Source organism: Sediminibacterium sp. GW821-FHT12F12, assembly GCF_058806635.1.
On the sequence record NZ_JBXAPW010000011.1, the window covers coordinates 14,711 to 35,339 of the forward strand.

The 20,629-nt window shown below is 44.3% G+C and carries 19 protein-coding genes and 2 tRNA genes; 11 read left to right on the forward strand and 10 right to left on the reverse strand.

What is annotated here, in order from left to right:
- The first annotated feature begins 30 nt into the window (after positions 1 to 30).
- On the forward strand, positions 31 to 420 hold the full coding sequence (locus AC1RNB_RS14420) for a hypothetical protein (RefSeq protein WP_493083887.1): 390 nt from the start codon (positions 31 to 33) through the stop codon (positions 418 to 420).
- A gap of 15 nt (positions 421 to 435) precedes the next feature.
- Here AC1RNB_RS14420 and rocD read toward each other — a convergent pair whose 3' ends face one another.
- Positions 436 to 1,665 carry an ornithine--oxo-acid transaminase gene (gene rocD / locus AC1RNB_RS14425; protein WP_493083889.1) on the reverse strand — a complete coding sequence of 410 codons (1,230 nt, stop codon included), beginning with the start codon at positions 1,663 to 1,665 and terminating at the stop codon, positions 436 to 438.
- 244 nt (positions 1,666 to 1,909) lie between these two features.
- Between rocD and AC1RNB_RS14430 the strand changes: the two genes are divergently transcribed.
- From AC1RNB_RS14430 to AC1RNB_RS14450, 5 genes are all read left to right on the forward strand, one after another.
- Complete coding sequence (locus AC1RNB_RS14430; RefSeq protein ID WP_493083891.1) at positions 1,910 to 3,043, forward strand: serine hydrolase domain-containing protein; 1,134 nt, start codon at positions 1,910 to 1,912, stop codon at positions 3,041 to 3,043.
- Positions 3,044 to 3,198: 155 nt separating this feature from the next.
- On the forward strand, positions 3,199 to 4,227 hold the full coding sequence (locus AC1RNB_RS14435) for a glycosyltransferase family 2 protein (RefSeq protein ID WP_493083893.1): 1,029 nt from the start codon (positions 3,199 to 3,201) through the stop codon (positions 4,225 to 4,227).
- 40 nt (positions 4,228 to 4,267) lie between these two features.
- Entirely contained in the window at positions 4,268 to 4,471 is a 204-nt protein-coding gene (locus AC1RNB_RS14440) for a hypothetical protein (protein ID WP_493083894.1), read from the forward strand.
- A gap of 83 nt (positions 4,472 to 4,554) precedes the next feature.
- Positions 4,555 to 4,627: transfer RNA gene (locus tag AC1RNB_RS14445), tRNA-Gly, on the forward strand.
- 70 nt (positions 4,628 to 4,697) lie between these two features.
- A tRNA-Leu gene (locus AC1RNB_RS14450) sits at positions 4,698 to 4,783 on the forward strand.
- A gap of 195 nt (positions 4,784 to 4,978) precedes the next feature.
- On the opposite strand, the gene AC1RNB_RS14455 is transcribed toward AC1RNB_RS14450, so the two are convergent.
- The 5 genes from AC1RNB_RS14455 to AC1RNB_RS14475 all read right to left on the reverse strand — a co-directional run bounded on the left by AC1RNB_RS14455 (position 4,979) and on the right by AC1RNB_RS14475 (position 9,297).
- Positions 4,979 to 5,806 carry a hypothetical protein gene (locus tag AC1RNB_RS14455; protein WP_493083896.1) on the reverse strand — a complete coding sequence of 276 codons (828 nt, stop codon included), beginning with the start codon at positions 5,804 to 5,806 and terminating at the stop codon, positions 4,979 to 4,981.
- 426 nt (positions 5,807 to 6,232) lie between these two features.
- A complete protein-coding gene (locus AC1RNB_RS14460) occupies positions 6,233 to 7,843 on the reverse strand; it encodes a serine hydrolase (RefSeq protein WP_493083898.1) in 1,611 nt (536 codons plus the stop codon).
- Positions 7,840 to 8,205 (reverse strand): hypothetical protein, encoded by a 366-nt coding sequence (locus AC1RNB_RS14465; RefSeq protein WP_493083900.1) that lies wholly within the window; start codon positions 8,203 to 8,205, stop codon positions 7,840 to 7,842. Before AC1RNB_RS14465 ends, AC1RNB_RS14460 begins: the two co-directional genes overlap by 4 nt.
- Before the next feature lie 46 nt (positions 8,206 to 8,251).
- On the reverse strand, positions 8,252 to 8,611 hold the full coding sequence (locus AC1RNB_RS14470) for a hypothetical protein (protein ID WP_493083902.1): 360 nt from the start codon (positions 8,609 to 8,611) through the stop codon (positions 8,252 to 8,254).
- Positions 8,612 to 8,715: 104 nt separating this feature from the next.
- Complete coding sequence (locus tag AC1RNB_RS14475; protein WP_493083904.1) at positions 8,716 to 9,297, reverse strand: RNA polymerase sigma factor; 582 nt, start codon at positions 9,295 to 9,297, stop codon at positions 8,716 to 8,718.
- 482 nt (positions 9,298 to 9,779) lie between these two features.
- Here AC1RNB_RS14475 and AC1RNB_RS14480 point away from each other — a divergent pair, with 482 nt between their 5' ends.
- Positions 9,780 to 10,616 (forward strand): hypothetical protein, encoded by an 837-nt coding sequence (locus tag AC1RNB_RS14480; protein ID WP_493083906.1) that lies wholly within the window; start codon positions 9,780 to 9,782, stop codon positions 10,614 to 10,616.
- Between the two features lie 141 nt (positions 10,617 to 10,757).
- Here AC1RNB_RS14480 and AC1RNB_RS14485 read toward each other — a convergent pair whose 3' ends face one another.
- Both AC1RNB_RS14485 and AC1RNB_RS14490 read right to left on the reverse strand, forming a co-directional pair.
- Complete coding sequence (locus tag AC1RNB_RS14485) at positions 10,758 to 11,264, reverse strand: DinB family protein (RefSeq protein WP_493083908.1); 507 nt, start codon at positions 11,262 to 11,264, stop codon at positions 10,758 to 10,760.
- 146 nt (positions 11,265 to 11,410) lie between these two features.
- Positions 11,411 to 12,256, reverse strand: a complete 846-nt coding sequence (locus AC1RNB_RS14490) for a 3-keto-disaccharide hydrolase (RefSeq protein ID WP_493083909.1) — start codon at positions 12,254 to 12,256, stop codon at positions 11,411 to 11,413.
- 350 nt (positions 12,257 to 12,606) lie between these two features.
- On the opposite strand from AC1RNB_RS14490, the gene AC1RNB_RS14495 reads away from it, so the two are divergent.
- On the forward strand, positions 12,607 to 13,329 hold the full coding sequence (locus tag AC1RNB_RS14495; protein WP_493083911.1) for a hypothetical protein: 723 nt from the start codon (positions 12,607 to 12,609) through the stop codon (positions 13,327 to 13,329).
- A gap of 190 nt (positions 13,330 to 13,519) precedes the next feature.
- On the opposite strand, the gene AC1RNB_RS14500 is transcribed toward AC1RNB_RS14495, so the two are convergent.
- Together AC1RNB_RS14500 and AC1RNB_RS14505 are read right to left on the reverse strand one after the other, a co-directional pair.
- Positions 13,520 to 13,879 (reverse strand): helix-turn-helix domain-containing protein, encoded by a 360-nt coding sequence (locus AC1RNB_RS14500; RefSeq protein WP_493083913.1) that lies wholly within the window; start codon positions 13,877 to 13,879, stop codon positions 13,520 to 13,522.
- 1 nt (position 13,880) lies between these two features.
- Positions 13,881 to 14,240, reverse strand: coding sequence for a type II toxin-antitoxin system HigB family toxin (locus AC1RNB_RS14505; protein WP_493083915.1), 360 nt, complete (start codon positions 14,238 to 14,240; stop codon positions 13,881 to 13,883).
- Positions 14,241 to 14,374: 134 nt separating this feature from the next.
- Here AC1RNB_RS14505 and AC1RNB_RS14510 point away from each other — a divergent pair, with 134 nt between their 5' ends.
- The 3 genes from AC1RNB_RS14510 to AC1RNB_RS14520 all read left to right on the forward strand — a co-directional run bounded on the left by AC1RNB_RS14510 (position 14,375) and on the right by AC1RNB_RS14520 (position 20,516).
- Positions 14,375 to 15,511 carry a FecR domain-containing protein gene (locus AC1RNB_RS14510; RefSeq protein WP_493083917.1) on the forward strand — a complete coding sequence of 379 codons (1,137 nt, stop codon included), beginning with the start codon at positions 14,375 to 14,377 and terminating at the stop codon, positions 15,509 to 15,511.
- 171 nt (positions 15,512 to 15,682) lie between these two features.
- Positions 15,683 to 19,033, forward strand: coding sequence for a SusC/RagA family TonB-linked outer membrane protein (locus AC1RNB_RS14515; RefSeq protein WP_493083918.1), 3,351 nt, complete (start codon positions 15,683 to 15,685; stop codon positions 19,031 to 19,033).
- 10 nt (positions 19,034 to 19,043) lie between these two features.
- A complete protein-coding gene (locus AC1RNB_RS14520) occupies positions 19,044 to 20,516 on the forward strand; it encodes a RagB/SusD family nutrient uptake outer membrane protein (protein ID WP_493083920.1) in 1,473 nt (490 codons plus the stop codon).
- Positions 20,517 to 20,629 lie beyond the last annotated feature (113 nt).

The window sequence follows — 20,629 nt, forward strand, 5'->3', positions numbered from 1 at the left end:
TGTTATAGGTTTGCGGCAAGTTTTTCCAGCATGAAACATTCACAAACAATCGGTATCGTAGCTACCCTGGCCCTGGTGGTCATGTGTTTTTTACCCTGGACGTATATTGCCAGCCAACAACTGACCATTACCGGATTCCATACAACCGGAACCAGCTTTGGCAGGCCTGGCGTACTCTCTGTAGCCATGGCGGCAATACTGCTGGTGATGTTTCTGGTACCGGCTGTCTGGGCCAAAAGAACCAATCTGTTTATAGCTGCTTTAAACCTGGCCTGGTCATTCCGTAATTACCTGCTCGTTTCTTCCTGTTTGATGGGAGAGTGCCCGGAAAAAAAGCCCGCCTTATACGCATTAGTAGCACTCGCTATCGTAATTCAGGTCATGACATTACTGCCCAGGCTGGAAGTAACCAAAAAATAAGCAGGGCAAAGGGTGTTAACCCAATGCCTGCAAAGACTTTCCGATAATACCCACACATTCCAGTATCTGCTCTTTGTTGATCAATAGCGGTGGCGCAAAACGAATTTTATCGCCATGAGTAGGTTTGGCCAGCAAACCATGCTGCATCAAAGCCAGGCAAAGCTCCCAAGAAGCATCCGGATTGGCATGTTTGATCACGATCGCGTTAAGCAATCCTTTTCCGCGGATGGTAGTGATATAGGGGGAGTTCAGCTTCGTTAGCTCGGATCGTAATAACTGTCCCATGGCTTCGGCATTTTCTGCCATTTTCTCTTCCTTCAATACCGTTAAGGCGGTAATAGCCACGGCGCAGGCCAGCGGATTACCACCATAGGTAGATCCATGCTCGCCGGGGTGAATATTCATCATCACCATATCATCGGCCAACACGGCTGATACGGGCAATACGCCACCACTTAAAGCCTTTCCCAGTATTAAAATATCCGGCCGCACATTCTCATGATCGCAGGCCAGCATTTTACCCGTACGGGCCAGACCTGTCTGGATCTCATCGGCAATGAATAAGACATTGTATTTGGTACAGAGCGCGCGCACACCGGCCAGGTAGCCTTCATCAGGAATTACCACGCCGGCTTCGCCCTGGATGGGTTCTACCATAAATGCGGCCACCTGTGGGTTTTGCAAGGCTTTTTCCAGTGCAGCCAGATCGTTGTAGGGAACCAGGTCAAACCCCGGCATATACGGACCAAAACCCTTGTAACTGCTGGGATCGGTAGAAGAGGAGATGGCTGCGAGTGTTCTCCCCCAGAAATTACCTTCGGCAAATACCACTCTTGCCTGGTTTTCTTCCACGCCTTTTTGGGCATAGGCCCAGCGGCGCGCCAGTTTAATAGCGGTTTCGCCACCTTCTACACCTGTATTCATGGGCAATACCTTATCGTACCCGAAATAACCGGTGATGAATTTTTCGTACTCTCCCAACAGGTTATTATGAAAAGCCCGCGACGTAAGCGTAAGTTTTTTTGATTGTTCAATCAATGTGTTAATAATCTTCGGATGGCAGTGCCCCTGGTTTACGGCTGAATACCCACTCAGGAAATCGTAATATTTTTTGCCATCCACATCCCACAGAAAAACACCTTCTCCTTTTTCCAGAACCACCGGAAGCGGGTGATAATTATGGGCACCGTGTTTGTTTTCTAAAGCGAGATAAGCTGCGGATTTGGCAGACAGGGAAATAGTCATGGTAATTAAAAATTAGAAATTAAAAATGGAAAGCCGCTCACAGGAAATGGGTAGGCAGGAAAGAATAATTGCTAATTTTTAATTGCTAATTATTAATTCCTTCATCAGAAGGAACAAGGATGATCGAGAAAGTCGAGGTTTAAACGAAGGAAGCGCATAGGCTGTATTTCTGCTGCAAGATACTTGTTCGGTTGCTTTTTTGCGAATTAAATCTTTACCTTGTTAGCTAACAAATGTTTGTGATATGAAAGTATTAAAAAGGATCGGCCAGTTGGTGCTGGTGTTATTACTGGTATTTGCCTTGTATGCGCTGGTAAGCGGAAAGACCTTCCTCTTTAAGGCAGTGGTATACAATTTTGCCAATATTGATGATTACGAAAAGTTCTCCAACAATACAGTGGCTACCGGAACACCAGAGCCCTGGCAGTTAAGTACAACTTATAACAAAGAACCCATGCCCGATAGCCTGGTATCGCTGCTCGAAAGTCTGGGTACGGTAGGGGTGCTGATGATCAGAAACGATTCCATTGTAGCAGAGCGATATTGGGACGGCTACAGCGATAGCTCTCTATCCGGTTCTTTCTCCATGGCTAAAAGCATTACCAGTTTGCTGATAGGCGTGGCGTTGAAAGAAGGAAAGATCGGCTCGCTGCAGGATCCGGTAGGTAAATACCTGCCTGAATTTGCAACCGGAGAAAAAGCGAAGATCCGCATTGTAGATGTATTAACGATGAGCAGCGGCACCGACTGGAATGAATCTTATATGAATCTCTTCTCCGTAACTTCTGAAGGATATTACGGATCTGATCTGTACAAAACCGCCACCGGCGTTACCGCTGTAGTGCCACCCGGAACGCTTCACAGGTATAAAAGCGGAGATACCCAGTTGCTGGGGCTGATCCTCGAAAAAGTAACCGGCAAAACATTGTCTGAATATGCTTCCGAAAAACTATGGCAACCGCTGGGGGCCGAACACCCGGCTTTGTGGAGTACCGATAAAGACAAAGGCACTATCAAAGCTTTCTGCTGTTTTAATTCCAATACCCGCGATTTTGCGCGCATCGGTAAACTGATGCTCGATAGTGGCAAACACAAAGGTGTAGCCATTATCGACAGTGCCTATTTTGTCAATTCCATCAAAGCCTGTGGCATCACCGACGAAAAAGGCCAGGCCTGTGATTATTATGGCTACCAGTGGTGGCTTGATCCACTCAACCCCGGAATCTTTTATGCCCGTGGTATCCTCGGTCAATTTATTATCATGATCCCTTCTAAAAAAACCATCCTTGTTCGTTTGGGCAAAAGCACTTCGAAGGAAAGAGTAAGAACAGTGCCCAGGGAAGTGCGGTACCTGATTAATTGGGGAATGAACAATTAACGGATTGCGATTAACGAATAACGGATTGCGGATTAGCGGATTGGGGGCTTAGATTGAAGTGGAGTGTTGTGTTTCGTGTTAAAAAAATCCGCTAATCCGTCATCTGCCAATCCGCTAATCCCTTTAATCCTATATTTTCGCACAAAATCAACCCATTGTCCCAACCCAGCATTGCAGTAGTCATCCTTAACTACAACGGCCGCAAACACCTGGCAACCTTTCTGCCTTCGGTTTTGGCGTCTACTTATAACAACCTGCGGGTGATTGTGGCAGACAATGCCTCTACAGATGATTCTGTGGCTTTTATGCAGGAGAACTATCCCGCAGTGGAGGTATTAACGCATCACCGGAATGAAGGTTTTGCAGGAGGCTATAACTGGGCACTGAAAAGGGTAGAAGCTGATTATTATGTATTGCTGAACTCGGATGTGGAAGTAACGCCGGGCTGGATAGAGCCGGTGATAACACTGATGGAGTCTGACAGCCGCATTGCTGCCGCCCAGCCCAAACTGCTGGCCTACCACCAACCCGAAATGTTCGAATATGCCGGTGCCGCCGGTGGCTGGATAGATCAGCTGGGCTATCCCTTCTCCCGGGGCAGGATATTTGACGTGTGTGAGCCCGATACCGGTCAATACAATACAGCCGAACCCATTTTCTGGGCCTCCGGGGCGGCTATGTTTGTTAAAGCGAAGCTGTACCACGAAATGGGCGGGCTCGATAGTAGTTTTTTTGCCCACCAGGAAGAGATCGATCTCTGCTGGCGCTTGCAGCTGGCGGGTTACCAGGTCTGGTCCTGCCCCCAATCGGTGGTGTACCATGTGGGGGCAGGTACTTTGCCCCGGGGTGGACGGAAAGTATATCTCAATTTCCGTAATAACCTCATCATGTTGTGCAAGAACCTGCCCTGGTATGAGAAGATCTGGAAACTGCCCCTGCGCTTCGGGCTGGATGCCATATCGGCCTGGAAGGGATTGTTAACGGGCGATGTGTACTTTTTTACGGCCATACTGCAGGCGCATTATGCGGTATTGATCAGGATATTTACCTCGGCCGGTAACAATACCCGCGGCCGCAAACCCTTGTGCACACTGGCTGGCGTGTACAGCGGATCGGTGGTATGGCAATATTTTATCAAACAACATACCCGTTTCAGGGAAATTATTCAAAAGAAGGCTTTTTAATTTGCGGCGGTACCTTATTTTTGCAAAGTAACTAACCACTATGTCACACGAGATCAACGAGACACAAGAGAAAGATTTTACCAGAAACTGGGTAACTTCATCAAGGTTCCTGTTTTACCTGCAGGTATTCTGTATCCTGGCATTTGTATTGGGCGGCTGTTACCGTTTGTACAACCAGCGTTACAAAGGCAAACCCGATGTAGAAGTACAGAAAAGCAGCCAGTACAAACCTGAGTACAAATAAAAAAAAGCAATAAAAAATTTTGTCAGGAACTACGGATGGTTATTTTTGCACTCCCAATAATTAAATAGTTCTTTACAAACAACGCGAAAGTAGCTCATTTGGTAGAGCACGACCTTGCCAAGGTCGGGGTGGCCGGTTCGAGCCCGGTCTTTCGCTCAGAAGTCCCGTCCGCCGGAGGCGAGGCGGGATTTTTTTTGGTTCGCTCCCGAGTGAACCAATGGGACAGGCCCTGGTGGTGGAACTGGTAGACACGCAGGACTTAAAATCCTGTTCGCCGCAACGCGAGTGCGGGTTCAATTCCCGCCTGGGGCACGTAGTAAATCTTGCAACCCTTGATGGCAGTAGCTTTCAAGGGTTGCTTGTTTTAAGCGGGGATGTTTCCATTGATTTGCATTATTCATTTGAGGAGAGACAAGTATTGCCTCTTGTAAATACCCCCCTAAAAAAGCAAGAAATACCCATATTTAAACCCATAAATACCCGAAATTGATTATGCAGGCTTGCCAATTATTTCACTTTAATAAACCCTTGTATGATAAAAGTGTCATCCTGCGTATAAAACTCGATAACATAGTTGTTGGGATCTTTGATACTGGTAGAAACACTGACGCTTTTCCATGTTTTATCCGGTACGGTGTAGGATTGTTCCTGGTATAAGACTTTATTGGTAATCTCTGCAGGGGTACCCTTGGGTGTATAACTGTATATCTTTACTTTAAGGTTTGTTAATTGCAGTTCCTTGAGATTAGACACATTCAACTTCAGTTTTACTTCTCCATCCTTCAGTTTAAATCGGTCAGCGGGTTTCTGTGTCTCGCCATCTTTGATTTCGCTGAACTCGGTTTTGCTGCCGAGGTAATACATCCGCCCCTTCATACCTGTTAATTTGTTAGCCGGATTTTCTTCTATATTGATCATCACCTTTTGCTCAAATAATATGGTCTTGGTGTAATCATTGATGCTGGCTGCATTATCGTACTGCTGATAAATGGTTATACGATAGGTCCCCGGCTCCAGAAAGCAATGTGTTTTATTTGTGCGTGCACTTCTTTCAGACTTTTCATATAAAGAAAAAGTCCGATCATTTTGTTCCCCTCCGGACGACAAAAGTTTATCAATACTGCATTTAATATTGGGTACAATTTCAGCGCTGGCATTGGCCAGCAGGTAAATACAGAGTTGGGTGCTTTTTATAGGTTGGTTATCCAGTCCGTAATAATTGGTGGGTTGATTGGTTGTTTTATTGTAGTCAGTACAGATAGAAAATTTAATGTTAGACTGGGCCATCATGGAAAATGGCGCCAGCAACAGGATACATAGCAAAAGGTTCTTCATGCAACTTTTATTTGTATACCAATATAATACGTTTTACAATCAAAAGATGCCTGTAAATGCTGAAGCAGGTATTTAATCTGCCATCATTTATTTCAACCTGGGGATGTCTAAGTATAAGCATGTCTGAAACAGGGATCCATTCAAGGGCGGTCGTCTCTCCCCGAAATCTGTGAAGGAAACTGGTACTGATCAATCTTGGGTCCTGGTTTTTCATGGTTTTGGCAATGTTGTTGCGGGCTGTTGGCATTTTTGCGATCATTGCTGTAGTAGTTCTTTTGGCAGGTTACAATACACTACCCGATAAAAAACTGTATGCTTAGCACCTATAGATGGGTAGGTTATTAGAAGTAAATATTTCCTGAACATTTGCCAGCGGTACAAGTATTCCTGTTCATGTTTGCTGATTATAGGTTGCCCGGAAAAAACTTACCCTGTTTTTTTTATACCAAATCGTGGTCGATCCGGATCGGATAAGTTGAGTTCAATAGAATAGATACCCGCTTTTATTTTTATATTTTCACCGTTCGCGCTTAGTTTATTGTTGCCGATTCCAATGCCATAATTCAATGTCCAGTCATTGTTAAACCGGAATTTGATTTCGCCGTTGCCAAGCTTTACCTGGTCTGCGGTCCATATGCCACTTCGCAAACTGTTTTCTGTAAGGGATAGATCCGGGCCGTCCCATCCATTAACAGAGGCGCTGCCTGTCAGGCCCCAGGTTGCAGGAATGCGCACACCGCTATACTCACTGCCTTTTTCCATAAATACAAGGGAATCGACATTCCCATCTTTTGCTTTTTTAAATTCGATATGCCTGTCTGTTTCATCAATATAAAAACTGTTTTCTTTTTCAGGTAACAACAGTACGCCATTCTTTTGCGATGGTCGGGCAAATAACTGGCCATGTTGTGAGTAAATATAGATTGTCATATTACCCCTTAGGCTATACGCTCCTGTATAAGATAGTATATTGGCTGGGGAAATAACTGCAGGGTCCGGTAATATAAACGGTTGCTTAGACAAAACTTTTAGAATCTTTTTTTCAATTGCAGCAATATCTGTGTTCTCGTTATTGCTTAAGAGAACAATGCAGGTATTGTCTTCAGTAATTCTGGCCAGGTAACTCCGGAATCCTGAAGCACCTCCGCTATGGCTCACCACTCTCTTACCGGAAATGCTGTCAATAAACCATCCATATCCATAGTTTTTTCTGTATGGGGTATAGGCTTTATCCGTAAGTTTTTTGCCTATAATCGTATTGGACTGCATTGCCTGGTGAAACTTATAGAGGTCTGCTGTTGTTGTATAGATTCCCCCCGCAGAAAATAATTCTCTTTTGTCGTACATAACGGCGGGCAGAACGGTATCGGGATATAAGACCGAATAACCAATGGTTTTGTTTTTGGTATTCAGCTTTTCATAATCAAATCCGCTATTTGTCATTTTCAGAGGAACAAAAATGTATTTCGTTACTGCAGCCTGGTAAGTCATACCGCTTACTTTTTCAATAATAAAGCCAAGCAGGAAATAACCTGTGTTGCAATAACTCCATTTTGTACCCGGAGAAAACGAAAGCTTTTTTTGCTGTAAAAAATCAAGCATTGCTTTTTCGCTGTCTACCGGCATGGAAAAATCATTGTTGTAATTATAAATACCGGAAGTATGGGTCAATAGATGTTCAATGGTGATACTATCGCCCGAAGGAAAAGAAGGATAATACTTTGAAAGTTTTTCGTAAAGAGATAATTTGTTTTCTTCTGCCAATTTTAGCACCAGGGTTGCCGTGATCGCTTTTGTAATAGAATAGGAAAGGTACTGGCTCTCCGGGGTGTTTTCTATATGTTCGGCAGCATTTGCCAACCCATATCCTTTGTTAAGAAGGGGACGCCCTTTCTGAGAAATGAAAACAGATCCATTGAACAATCCTGTCCGGGTATAGGCAGTCATCAATTTATCCAGCTTTAGGGTAAGCGTATCCTGGGGAAAGGCAGTTGTTGTGCCCGCCAATAACAATACCCCGAAAAATAGTGGTCTCATTTTTTTTCTGACTCTTTTCGATTGCGTAAAAAAATGCCATATCCCAAAAAACCAGCTGCCGTACTGAAGCAAAGAATGGCGAGTGAGTGAATGCCAAGCGGCATTGAATAGTAGATGATTGTAAACCCCGCACCGGATGTGCCAAGCAGGAAGGCCCATTTGATCATTTGGTTTTTCTCTTCCTTTAGATCTGATCGCAGAATCGAGTCTGCCAGGTCGCCGGAAATTCCTTTATCAATAATCCTGTTTTTAATGCGGTAATTCATAAGATGTTTCAGCATAGCCAGGATAAACAAAATGAACAGGGCAACCGTTACAATGGTAGCCAGTATATTAAAAGCATCTTCATTCAGGTATTTCATAATTTTTATTTTGTGGGTTCTTCTAATTTAGACAGAAAAAAAAAGTTTAGGTTGCAGCATGCGAAAACTGATCCAGTGTTTTTATTTGCGCATAATGTTTTTTAATTATTTCAGTAGCCAAAACTGATAATAATAACAGGCCGGCGGTTGCAATTGCTACAGTTGTGAGGAGTGTGCCTTCGGCAAAAAGTATCGGACCTGTTTTGTATAAAAGGAAGGAAAAGAGGCCAATACCACAAGTGCATGCTATAAGCAGTATGCTGTAATACGATGAATCGTTGTTGCTCACTGTTGAACGTTGTTCTGCTATTTGTCTGATTACTGTATCGGCCAGGTTAAAATCAAAAACCGGCTTTTTTAACCCAGGTAAAGTGTCAAATAACAATCGGTATTGCGATACTTTCATGCGGCAGGCCGTACAGTGGTGCAAATGTTCAGCAACAGCCGTTCGCTCATCTGTATGGGCAGCTGCATATTCCTGCAAAATCTTATCTGAGGGATGTGCTGTTATCATAAAGCGTCTTTTTGATAGGTTTGTAATATGAGTTTACGCAAAGTTTGCCTTGCCCTGAACAGGTAACTTTTTACTGTGCCGTTGGGCAAGCCGGTTATTTCCGAAATCTGCTGATAATTCAACCCTTCATTATGGTAAAGCGTAATCAGTGTTTTATAAATCGGTGACAGCTTTTCCATCGCAGCCTGGAGGATCTTGATACGGTCTTTTGTGAAAAGCTGTTCTTCTGCCTTGCCGGAAAAAAAATCTGCACCAACATCTGCATCTATTCGCTGTGGATCTTCTGCCATGATCCTATTCTTTTCAAGATAATTAAGACAGGTATTGTAGGCAATACGGGCGATCCAGGTAGACAGCCTGGAATTAAAGCTGAATCCTTCTAAATTTTTGAAGACTTTCAGATAAATGTCCTGTGCAATGTCTTTCCTGTCTTCTGCAACAGGTATCATTTTATAAACGATCTGTGCCACCAGGCCCTCTGTGTTCCTGATCAGGGCTCTGAAAGCAGCCTCATTGCCAGATAATATGTCTTTTACAATGGATCTTTCGTCATAGTTATTTGCAGGTATTTGGTTCACTGATTGCATTAGACAGGTAAGAGGAAATAAAGTTGCAGCAGAATCAGCTAATTCATCTGGTTTTTTGCCAATGAGCTTATAATTGTATATAAACGGCTTAATGGTTGGCGAATCCGGCTTCTGCAGGTACTCTAACCGGTGGAATGCAATTTCCAGTATTTCAAATAGATATTTATCGCCCTATTTTTACCTGTGCGCCGTTTTTTGCCTGCCATTTTTACTTAGTTCATGCTTACTTTTCTCTTATTTGGTTCGCTCCGCAGACGCTGAATGGGCGGATAGGAACCGAACAGGAACAGAATAGAGACAGTATAGAAACAGAAACCGAATCAGAATTGAAGCGGAATTGAACCAGAAGGGCACTTGAAGGGCATTTGATGGGCATTTAATGGGCACTTGAAGGGCACTTGAAGCCGACCTGGCCTATATGATATATAAAAAAATAATATTAATTTGGTTCTGCGATCACCAATACCAACCGGATGGCCATTGCAAAAGGCATCATTACCTTATCTGGTAAACTGGATAACCAGGTTCATTACCGCCGGAACGGTAAAAATTTTGTACGCACCAACCCGGGCCACCATAGATTATCTGAGAACAGCCAAAAAAGCGGGATAGAATTTGGAAGGGCCGGCTCGGCCGCCTCGCTGGTAAGAAAAGCAGCAGGGTTCATGGCCGACCGTATTGCCGACAATGGTTTTTACAACAGGCTGAGTGCTCATTTTTATCAGGTAATCAAGTCTTGTAATACCAAACAACCGGGCGAACGGGAAGTAGTGGATGGCAACCTGTCCCTGCTGAAAAAAGTTGAGCTGAACCGCTATACCAACAGCCTAAAGATGTGTTCTGCAGAACCTGTTGTGAGTATCCATCCAGAGGCTGATATTTCCATTAGCTTTCCGCGGTTTAACGTAGCAGGAATCGCTAAAGCACTACCCCAGGCGGACACCCTGGTGGTTCAGTTATGCTGCTGTGCCTGTGATTTTGCTGATAAAAAAGGGTTTGTAGCCAAAGCGGATAACCTGCAGATCAGCTTACGCAAATCTTTTTTTCCTGGCGGCAGTCTCAGGCTGCCCGCCGGGGCCGCAGATGATAAGGTATTGCTGATAATCATAGGATTCTATTGCCTTGATAAAAGTGCCTTGCCTATTGGCGACAGGAACTATATGGCCGGTAAGATTATTGAAGCCGTGCTGGTACGCGAGGGGCGTATCGTACCCTTTGCGTACGAGGAAAATAAAATGAAACCTGTTGTTCAACAGAAGGAGAAAAAAGGGGTGGCGTGGGAGATCAATCAGGAACCGGGCGATTCGTGATGCTCAAAAAAGAGTGCAGCGTTGAAGTGAGTGACACAACGAAGCTGACCATGGTTCCATAGCTCGTAAAACAAAACAGTGCCTACTGCTTTATTGTAAGTTTTTTAGCTTTTGTTTCGGTTGGGTGGTTTGTAGCGCCGTTTATTCCGCCAGCAATTCCCTCAACTGCAAAATATGTCTATGTGTATGCAGGTCTAAAAAATGAATCCATTCAAAAGCGGTCATCTCTCCAAAAAAACGATGTGGGAACGCCGTGCTGACCAGGCCAAGGTCCAGGGTTCCTATGGAGGCGATAATTTTATTGCGTACAGCCTGCAGTTTTGCAATCATCTCCGCGGCTGTTCTTTCGGTATCGGTGGGCACGAGAAAAGGAGGGGCGTCTAAGCGCGCTTCGCGGTTGGTAACCCTGGCGGTATATTCCGCCGTTTTTTCTGTTGGGTTCCGGTTGGCGGGTTCGGTGGCCGTTGCGAGTATTTCCTGTAAGCGGAGATCGAATAATAAGAGATGTTCGGCTACATCACCTGCGTTCCAGGAGGCAGGGCTGGGTTTGCGGTTAAATGTTTCGGGTGTAAATGCTTCGAGTAAACCGATCAGTGTATCGGTGGTGGCACGGAACTGCGCCGATAGTGTGTTGCTGTTAATTTCCATGGGGCTAAACTAATTAAAAGGGAAATGTCAGATTGGTTGATTTATATAAGCGGTTGTTACCATTAAACGAAACTGCGCCTTCGCGCCTTTGCGAGCTGATATTTCTCGTTAAGACGCAAAGGCACAGGTAGGAATACATTGTTTTATTATTTGGTAACCGGTAGCTTAAGCTCCTGTAATACGGTGGATAATTTTTTCGGATTCTTAGCGTAAGCCGACAGATCATACAACGCCACTTTCCTGAATTCTACCGGGTGGCTCTCACTTTGCAGGGAGATATAACCTTCTTTCAGCAGGGTGCCATCAATTTTCACCGCCGGGTCGTAGTGTATTACATTGCCGTTTCCGATCTGGGGTTTTTCGTATTGCAACACCACTTTGTTGTCGATGATATGCTGCACCAGCGAATCGCCCAGTACGAGAATTGATACCCGCACCCACTGGTCGCCATGATACGTGGCCGAGCTGGAATTAACACAATGGTTAGTCAGTAGTTTGCCATCCATTACCACATTGGTGCCGGGTGTGCATAGGTTGGCCGTGCTGCGCGGATCTTTGCCATTGCCGCCCAGTAACTGTACTTCAATAGAAATGGGAAAGTCCTGATCTTTGCCCATGGTTTTGGGGTCCTGGCAATGAATCATCACACCGCTGTTGCGCGTGGCCCAGCCGGGGCCGTTTTTGGCCTGCTCGCCGGTAAAACGGTATTCCACCTCCATCAGGTAGTAAGAGAATTTGTTCTTGTAAAACAGATGGCCGAAACGTTCGTTAAAACTATCGTAGGCATCGTATTTTGTTTTCAGCAAACCTCCTTCTACATAAAAGGTATTCCCGAAATTCTCGTTCAAGGGGTAACCGGTGATCTTGGGTGTCCAGCCTGTGAGGTCTTTGCCATTGAAGAGTTGTATCCAGCCTGAACTAGTATTGTTTTTGGGAGGGGTGTGACCCTGTAAAAAGATGACCAGGCAGAGTAGGGCGGCTGTGATTCTCATGATGTGGTGGTATTAGCGTTAAAACTAAAAGAATTATCGCACCTGGCAAACACCCAGGTTCTTACCGTGTTTTTAAGGGTATATAAAAGTGCAGTGTGTTAGTGTGGGTTTAACCGTTCTTTGGTGTGTCATTTATCCTCGCACAAGGGCACCGTTTGAGGATGATCTGGTATTGAGTGAAGTTCGGAATTAGTTCTTACCAGTATGCTGAACTTGTGTAATTTTGCTATGCGGCTTCGCTGCCAGTACACGGATCTACTTTCTCCAACTGCTTAAAGCCCTTCCCGTTGCCGGCCACAGAATACCAGAGCAGTTTAACGCAATCCTGCCTTTGTTCTAAATGGTATTGTATGAAAAAGCTATTGGTGTTATCCCTCGCGTTTCTGGTTATGGGTTGTACCAAAACAGTAACTACTTATACGCCGCCCGAACCCGTTACGCTGGATGAATTATACCAGGCATCAATTTATGATGCCATGGTAGCAGACTCTTCCGAGATCTGCGACACACTCTGGCCCATCCACAGCAGTAATACACGATTGGCATGGAAAACCATCGACAACGAAGTATATGTATTGGCTGGCAGTTTTAATAAATATCCCGGCAGTTATTCAGGTCCGACCGTTGTAAATTCATGGGGTGAGATCTGGGTGTTTATTCCCACGCAGTATAAAAGCAAAATGAGTGTCTCTTATTATCCGTATGCGGATACCTTGCTGCGTACACGGCAGTTACTGGGATTGCCGCCCACCAACAGCAGCCAGTATATTGTTGAGTTATGGGTAAAGCCGAAAGACCTGTTCAGACCCGCAACCGATCCGAAAGTAGATACCAGAACAACCGGCCTGTATTTTCCGGCCAATGCTGATCCGCTTCATACCAAATGGTTTAACCAGAATATTTATGATGCTTATTTTGGAACGGCTACCCATTTGCCATGGACAAGACTGGGTTATTCTTACGACTGGGCCAAAGGTGCTTCAGAGGTGGGAGTAGAAGAATACTGTATCAAAACAGGTTCGCTGTTGTACGTGAATAAACTTTTGCTTGCAACAACCTATTTGAGGGAATAATACAGGATATACTACTATTACCTACATCTATCTGTGCAAAGTTTCCTGCCGTAAAAGCGGAATACTCAACGCGTTTGCGCTTTTACAAAGGTGGGGGTGGCAGGAGAGGGGCTATAAGATATTTCCCAATATCCTTAATTGTTGCAATTTTACCCAGCCAAAGCAACCGGATACCTTCTATCAGAATAGCTTATATAGTGTGATGCATAAACACATCAGACGGAAGTTGCAGGTAATCTTCTAATTTTTGAGCCATCTTTAAGGTCAGTTCGCGGCGACCGGATAGAATAGAAGATACGTGCCCCTTGGTACCAATAATCGGCTCCAGATCTTTAGCCCTAAGCCCACGCTCTTCCATTTTCAGTTTGATGGCAGCAATAGGGTCAAGCTCAGGCATTATAATATGCTTATCCTCGTAATCTTTCACCAGTACCAGTAAAAGTTCCAGCTCATCTGATTCGGGCGTACCGGGTTTTGACTGGAACACCTCCATAACACGCTTAACTGCTTTTGTATATTTTGTTTCTGTTTTAATCACTTTCCATTCCATATTATTTTGCTTTATAATTAAGTATTGCTGTATTAAATGCTACCGTTGCAGTATTAATTTTGTCGTATTCATTGTGCGCGCCAAACCAGATCACATATGCAGCTGATTGCCGGAAATTAACCGAAACAAGTAACCGGTAATCATTATTTCCCTTTATATTAAAAATAACCCTGTTGTCTGCCAAATTGCTGGCATTTCCATATACAGCTTTAAGCTCGTGGAAATTGGTAAAATGGGTTCTTGAAAACTCGTAATACCAGGTAAGCAGGGCTGTTTTTGCTTTTGGATATGTATCAATATAGTAAAGTAAGGTTCCTTTGGCTATAATGTTCATACAGCAAAGCCAAACAAATGTTTTCAAATTGAAAACATTTTTCCCAGATTAGGAAAAGTGGCATCAGTTAAGGTTGTTGACATTTTTTTTCAAAAAAAAGATACATAACCGTAGGGTTCAGCTTCAAATTCAACTCATCTGTAAAAGAAGTACCCGGAACCATGCAAGAAAAAGACTTCGACAAGCTGGTAGATAAGTATATAAACGGTAGTGCCACTCTTCTGGAAAAAGAATTGGTAGAAGCGCATATCCGTTTGCTGGAAGAGCTGAATACGGCAGAACCGGGTAAAGAAGAACTGGCTTTGCAAAAAGAGGCTATTTGGAAACGACTTCAATTGGCAAGCGAAAATAGTAAGGGTACCGGCAGGGTTTACCTGATGAAACAGTTGCGCTGGGTGGCTGCTGCGGTATTTGTTTTTGCCATTGCCGCAACCTGGTTTTTATTGAGAAAAGAATCCCGGCCTGCTACAGAAATGGCTTTACGGGCAGATGTAAAAGCACCGGCTACCAACCGTGCAACGGTTACACTGGCCAATGGACAAACCATGTATTTAGACAGTGCAGATAATGGTGTGCTTGCCACACAAGGATTGGTAAAACTGGAAAAATTGGCTGATGGAAGAATTGTGTATACGGGTAATACCAATGAAGCAGTGTACAATACACTTACCAACCCCAGGGGGAGCAAATCAATAGATCTTACACTGGGTGATGGAAGTCATGTATGGCTGAATGCCGGAAGCTCAATTACCTACCCGGTAGCTTTTGCTGCAAACAAAGAAAGAAGGGTGAAGATGACCGGAGAAGCTTATTATGAAATTGTACACAGGGATGATCGTGCGGGCTTTGTTGTAGAAAACAACCATACGGAAGTAAAAGTACTGGGTACACATTTTAATGTAAAAGCCTATGATAATGAACCGGACATGAAAATTACTTTGCTGGAAGGTTCTGTAGGGATAAACAGGGGAGATCAGTTTCAACTGCTGAAACCCAACCAGCAGGCGGTTCTTACCGGAAATGTTATTCAGTTGGTGGATGATGCAGATACTGAACAGGCTGTAGCCTGGAAAAATGGAGTCACCAGTTTTCATTCTGTAGACCTGGCAACCATTCTTCGCGAAATCGAAAGATGGTATAATATTGAAACTATGGTACAGGGAAATATACCGGACAGAAGCTTTTATGCAGAAGTATCGAGGACCGCTGCATTAAGTGAAATATTGAGGGTATTGGAACTGAATAATGTGAAATATGTGTATGATGCAGGAAAAAGAAAACTCACAGTGACGCCTTAGTTGGAATGCCGGCAAAAACAAACCGTTCCTGCTGTAACAGGAACGGCATTGTAAGGGCGCACCCAAGTTGAATAAGTCTGACTATGACTATTGTTTACACCCAAACACTACAAAGCTATGCAGTTAACTGCTACCGGCAAAATGTTGCCATTCACCAAATTGCTGCTCGTTATGAGAATGACAGCCTTTTTATTGATATCAGCCATTATCCAGGTATCGGCTAATATACCGGCTTCTGCCCAGGTAACCATCAGGGAGAAATCAGCTCCGCTGGAAAAAGTACTGAAGGCGATCAAAAAACAGAGTGCCTATGATCTTTTCTTTGATGAGATCCTGGTAAAGTCAAAGGGTAAACCTGTTGCGGTTTCATTAAACAATGTATCTGTTGAAGAAGCCCTTACACAGGTTTTTAAAACACAGGACCATCTTACGTTTACCCTTACCGGTAAAATCATATCCGTGCTGGAAAAAAAGTCGCTGCCCCCCGACGAAGGCCCGGAACAGGTAAGTTCCGCCGCCGCGGGTCTTATCATCACCGTGGTAAATCCCGATAACCAGCCCCTGGAAGGAGCTTTTGTAGTGATCAAAGGAAAAAATAAAGGATATACCACCGACAGGAATGGACAGGTAAATATCAAGTCCGTTACCCCGGATGCGGTGCTGGTTATTTCCTTCACTGGTTACAAGTTCCAGGAATATAAAGTGTCAACCAATCCCGCATTCAATCCTGTTTTAATCAGATTGGCAGTATCAACCAACCAACTGGATGAGTTGCAGGTTGGAGCTTATTCAATTACTTCGAAAAGATTACAGACAGGTAATATTACTACAGTGAAAGGCGAAGACATTGCCAAGCAACCGGTAATGAACCCTATGCTGGCGTTGGTAGGGCGCGTAGCGGGCCTGGATGTAACTCAAATGTCGGGCCTTACCAGTGGCAGGGTTAAAATGGAGATAAGAGGAAGGAATACCGTGAATCCTGCATTTACTGCTGATCCGCTATACATCGTGGATGGCGTTCCGTTAACCATCCTGGAATTAAATGGAGATGCCAACAATTATCAAAACGGTTCTTCCGGATTTATGCAGGGACAGGTGTATGCGGCAGGCGGAGCACAGAGTCCGTTTTTTAACATGAACCCTTCAGATATTGAAAGTATAGAAGTGCTTAAAGATGCAGATGCGACTGCCATTTATGGATCAAGGGGGGCAAACGGTGTTATTATTATTACCACCAAAAGAGGCAAACCGGGTAAGACCAAACTTGATATCAATATCAGGCAGGGCGTTACGGCTGTTACCCGTCACTGGGATATGCTGAATACACAGGAATACCTGGCATTGCGCAGGGAGGCATTCCGCAATGACGGGATTATCCCGGATGCTTCCAATGCCCCGGATATGTTTTCTTTTGATACAACCCGATACCAGGACTGGCAAAAGGCATTATGGGGCAACCTGGGAAAAGCAACACATGTGAATATGGTTGTGCTGGGCGGAAATGAAACTACCACATTCCGCTTGGGAGGCAACTATCGGCGGCAAACCGAAATTATGACGGTAAGCGGTTCTAATCAGGAAGGGGGTATGTCTCTCAGCCTGGATCATCGTACAATGGATGGGCGTTTCTCAATATCTTTTACAGGAAAATATTCTTATTCTGCGATTAATACGGTGAATATAACCGGTGCCCCAACTCTGGCACCCAATACGCCAGATATTTTTGATGAAAAGGGTGACCTCAACTATGCAGCATGGAATGCTGCGGGACTAACTTTCTCCAACGAATATCCCTTTATGTCGCTGAAACGGACTTTTGAATCAAAGACCAGTTTCCTCACCAGCAATCTGAAACTGAATGCCAAACTTTTCAAAGGCATAACTTTCAGCATCAACGCAGGTTACAATCATGCATTGAATGGGTTAACCACACTGTTACCCATTGCTGCTCAAAATCCGCTGATGGCCCCTATGGGAATGGGGAACTATGGCAGTAACCGGAATACAAACTGGATCATTGAACCCCAGATTCACTATAACACTTATATCGGGGATGGCAAACTTGCTGTATTTGCGGGTGCAAGTAAACAGTCTGCCAGTACCAATGCCCTTTCTCATGTAGGATTCGGATTTACCAATGATGCGTTTTTACAGTCATTCACCAATGCGCCTTTTCAAATGTCTACTGAAGCAGATGGCAAGTTTACATATGCAGCGGTGTTTGCCAGCATCAAATACAACTGGAAGGATAAATATGTTATAAACCTTAATGCAAGACGCGATGGATCATCCCGTTTTGGCCCCGGAAAACAATATGGAAATTTTGGTTCCGCCGGGATCATCTGGATAGCATCGGAAGAAGGGTGGATGAAAAAAAGCCTGCCAAGTTTTGTCAGTTTCCTGAAATTCAGGGGTAGTTATGGTATCACAGGCGGCGATGCCGTGAAGGATTATCAATACCTGTCTCAATGGAACAACCAGCTTCAGGGAAGGAGCCTTTATTCTTATAACGGAATAACCCCACTTGTGAACCAGCATGCGGTTAACCAGGATTATCATTGGCAGCGGAATAAAAAATTGGAAGCTGCCATAAGTATCGGCCTTTTGCAGGACAATAAAATCAACCTGGATCTTTCTTATTACCAGAACCGTTGCGATGATCAGTTGATGGAAGTATTTATGCCTTATTATACCGGGTTTAATTCCGTACTGGCAAACTGGCCCGCAATGGTTCAAAATAACGGATGGGAATTTTCCCTGAACGCAACACCTTTCAAGAGCAATAAATTTTCGTGGTCGGTTTATTTTAATATCTCGGCCAACAAGAATAAACTGCTCTCTTATCCGGACATTGAGAATTCAGCCTATTTTAATATGTATAAAGTTGGGCAGTCGCTCAATAATATCTATGTACTTCATAATACCGGTGTGGATCCTCAAACAGGGCAATTCACTTTTGCAGATCAGAACAAAGATGGTATCACACGAATTGATTATTTAACGGAAGCCGGTACCGGAGTTGATGACAGAATCATTGCCCTGGATTTGAACCCTGTTTTTTTTGGAGGCCTATTTAATCAGATCAGGTACGGAAACTGGAACCTTAGCTTTCATCTCAGTTTTAAAAAACAGGTAGCTGCCAATGAAATGTCAGGCACACAGGATATAGGTCAAATGAGGAATGTTTCGAGGGAATATTATAATAACCGTTGGACTAAACCCGGCGATATAGCTAAATACGCAAGGGCGTCCACAACAAGCCCTGCCGACTGGAGTAACTATATGAACTCAGACGGTGTGTATTCAGATGCGTCTTTTATACGGCTCTCCAGCCTGGCGGTTTCTTATACGATCCCTTCTGTGGTGGTTAAAAAAGCCGGAATGAGTGCTTGCAGTTTGTTCCTCAATACACAGAATTTATTCATCCTTACCCGTTACAGGGGCATTGATCCGGAGACGCACCTGTTTGGTGAATTACCCCCTCCCAAAATTATTACCGGTGGTATATCTGTTCAATTCTAATACAAACCATATGAAAACTTTTAATAGACGTTCTATAAATATTATTGCTTCATTTTTGATGGTGGCTGGTGTAGCATCCTGTAAGAAAATGGTAGAGATTCCTCCACCGATCAACTCCATCACCACAGAGGAAGTTTTTACCACGGATGAACAGGCAAATGCTGCGATAGCGGGCATTTATACGAGATTGATTAATGGTGACGGCCAGCCTAATTCAGGGTATACTTCTTTCTGTACGGGACTTACTACCTTATTAACAGGACTGTCTTCCGATGAACTGGTATATGGGCATAAGACCAATGCGCTCATCTATAAGTATAATACCAATAAACTGCTTCGGGATGATGCCAGCTCTGTTCCTTTGTGGAAAAGTGCTTATGATGCGATTTACGGGTGTAATGCTATTATTGAAGGTGCCGCAGCATCAAAATCTGGCGCGTTTCATGAGGCTGCCAGGAAAACAGTTACAGGGGAGGCAAAATTTGTAAGAGCCTTTGCTTATTTCTATCTGACCAATCTGTTCGGAGACGTTCCCATGACTTTAACGGTTGATTTTAACCAGACCGCAAACCTTACACGGACAGCACAGGCTGATATATACAAACAGATCATCAAAGATCTTAAAGACGCAGCAGGGTTATTGGCGGAGGATTTCTCGGCAGGAATGGGAGAGAGAATACGTCCAAACAAATGGGCTGCAACCGCTTTGCTGGCAAGGGTTTATTTATATACCGGAAACTTTGCAGAAGCGGTTACCGCTTCTACTGCTGTACTTAATAATGCCGGCCTTTTTTTACTGGAAGGGAATCTGAACCAGGTATTTTCTGCAAACAGCAATGAGGCGATCTGGCAGTTACAACAAAACACTTCGATGGTTCAGTTGGGCAATGCAACCAGCGAAGGGTATGTATTGATTCCCAACCCACGTAACAATGGAAAAGTAGCTTTCGGAATTTCCAGCCAGTTATTGGGAGCATTTGCGCAGGGAGACCAACGGAAACAATTCTGGATGGATAGTGCCGATAATAAAGCATTCGGACTGCCGGGTTTTGTGTACTATCCGTTTAAATACAAAACAGGCATTTATAATGCCAGCCCGGGCGCACCGGCAACAGAATACTATATGGTGCTTCGTTTGGCCGAACAATACCTGATCAGGGCAGAAGCCAATGCTGCACAGAATATGATCACAGCTGCCATAACCGACCTGAATACAATCCGCCAAAGAGCGGGGGTACCCGATTTACCGGGCTCTTTAACACAGGACCAGGTTGTTGCTGCAGTGGCACACGAAAGACAAACCGAACTTTTTGCTGAATGGGGGCATCGTTGGTTTGATCTGAAACGAACGGGGAAAGCGCATGAGGTACTGTCGCAGATCCCCATGAAACAACCGTGGTTAGGGGATTACCAGTTACTGTATCCCATACCACTTACTGAAATCATTGCCAATCATAATATTACCCAGAACCCAGGCTATTAAACGGCCGTGGCATGAAATAAAAATCAACAGTAATCATATTTGATGAGACCTGAGTAAGGGATTCAGGCAACCCGTTGAACGGTATGGCCGGAGGCTGCCCATGTTATTACTCA

Bases quoted from the DNA above. Each gene is read 5' to 3' on its own strand.
- AC1RNB_RS14420 (WP_493083887.1), top strand. From the start codon at position 31: ATGAAACATTCACAAACAATCGGTATCGTAGCTACCCTGGCCCTGGTG.
- rocD (WP_493083889.1), bottom strand. From the start codon at position 1,665: ATGACTATTTCCCTGTCTGCCAAATCCGCAGCTTATCTCGCTTTAGAA.
- AC1RNB_RS14430 (WP_493083891.1), top strand. From the start codon at position 1,910: ATGAAAGTATTAAAAAGGATCGGCCAGTTGGTGCTGGTGTTATTACTG.
- AC1RNB_RS14440 (WP_493083894.1), top strand. From the start codon at position 4,268: ATGTCACACGAGATCAACGAGACACAAGAGAAAGATTTTACCAGAAAC.
- AC1RNB_RS14455 (WP_493083896.1), bottom strand. From the start codon at position 5,806: ATGAAGAACCTTTTGCTATGTATCCTGTTGCTGGCGCCATTTTCCATG.
- AC1RNB_RS14460 (WP_493083898.1), bottom strand. From the start codon at position 7,843: ATGAGACCACTATTTTTCGGGGTATTGTTATTGGCGGGCACAACAACT.
- AC1RNB_RS14465 (WP_493083900.1), bottom strand. From the start codon at position 8,205: ATGAAATACCTGAATGAAGATGCTTTTAATATACTGGCTACCATTGTA.
- AC1RNB_RS14470 (WP_493083902.1), bottom strand. From the start codon at position 8,611: ATGAAAGTATCGCAATACCGATTGTTATTTGACACTTTACCTGGGTTA.
- AC1RNB_RS14480 (WP_493083906.1), top strand. From the start codon at position 9,780: ATGGCCATTGCAAAAGGCATCATTACCTTATCTGGTAAACTGGATAAC.
- AC1RNB_RS14485 (WP_493083908.1), bottom strand. From the start codon at position 11,264: ATGGAAATTAACAGCAACACACTATCGGCGCAGTTCCGTGCCACCACC.
- AC1RNB_RS14490 (WP_493083909.1), bottom strand. From the start codon at position 12,256: ATGAGAATCACAGCCGCCCTACTCTGCCTGGTCATCTTTTTACAGGGT.
- AC1RNB_RS14495 (WP_493083911.1), top strand. From the start codon at position 12,607: ATGAAAAAGCTATTGGTGTTATCCCTCGCGTTTCTGGTTATGGGTTGT.
- AC1RNB_RS14500 (WP_493083913.1), bottom strand. From the start codon at position 13,879: ATGGAATGGAAAGTGATTAAAACAGAAACAAAATATACAAAAGCAGTT.
- AC1RNB_RS14510 (WP_493083917.1), top strand. From the start codon at position 14,375: ATGCAAGAAAAAGACTTCGACAAGCTGGTAGATAAGTATATAAACGGT.
- AC1RNB_RS14515 (WP_493083918.1), top strand. From the start codon at position 15,683: ATGAGAATGACAGCCTTTTTATTGATATCAGCCATTATCCAGGTATCG.
- AC1RNB_RS14520 (WP_493083920.1), top strand. From the start codon at position 19,044: ATGAAAACTTTTAATAGACGTTCTATAAATATTATTGCTTCATTTTTG.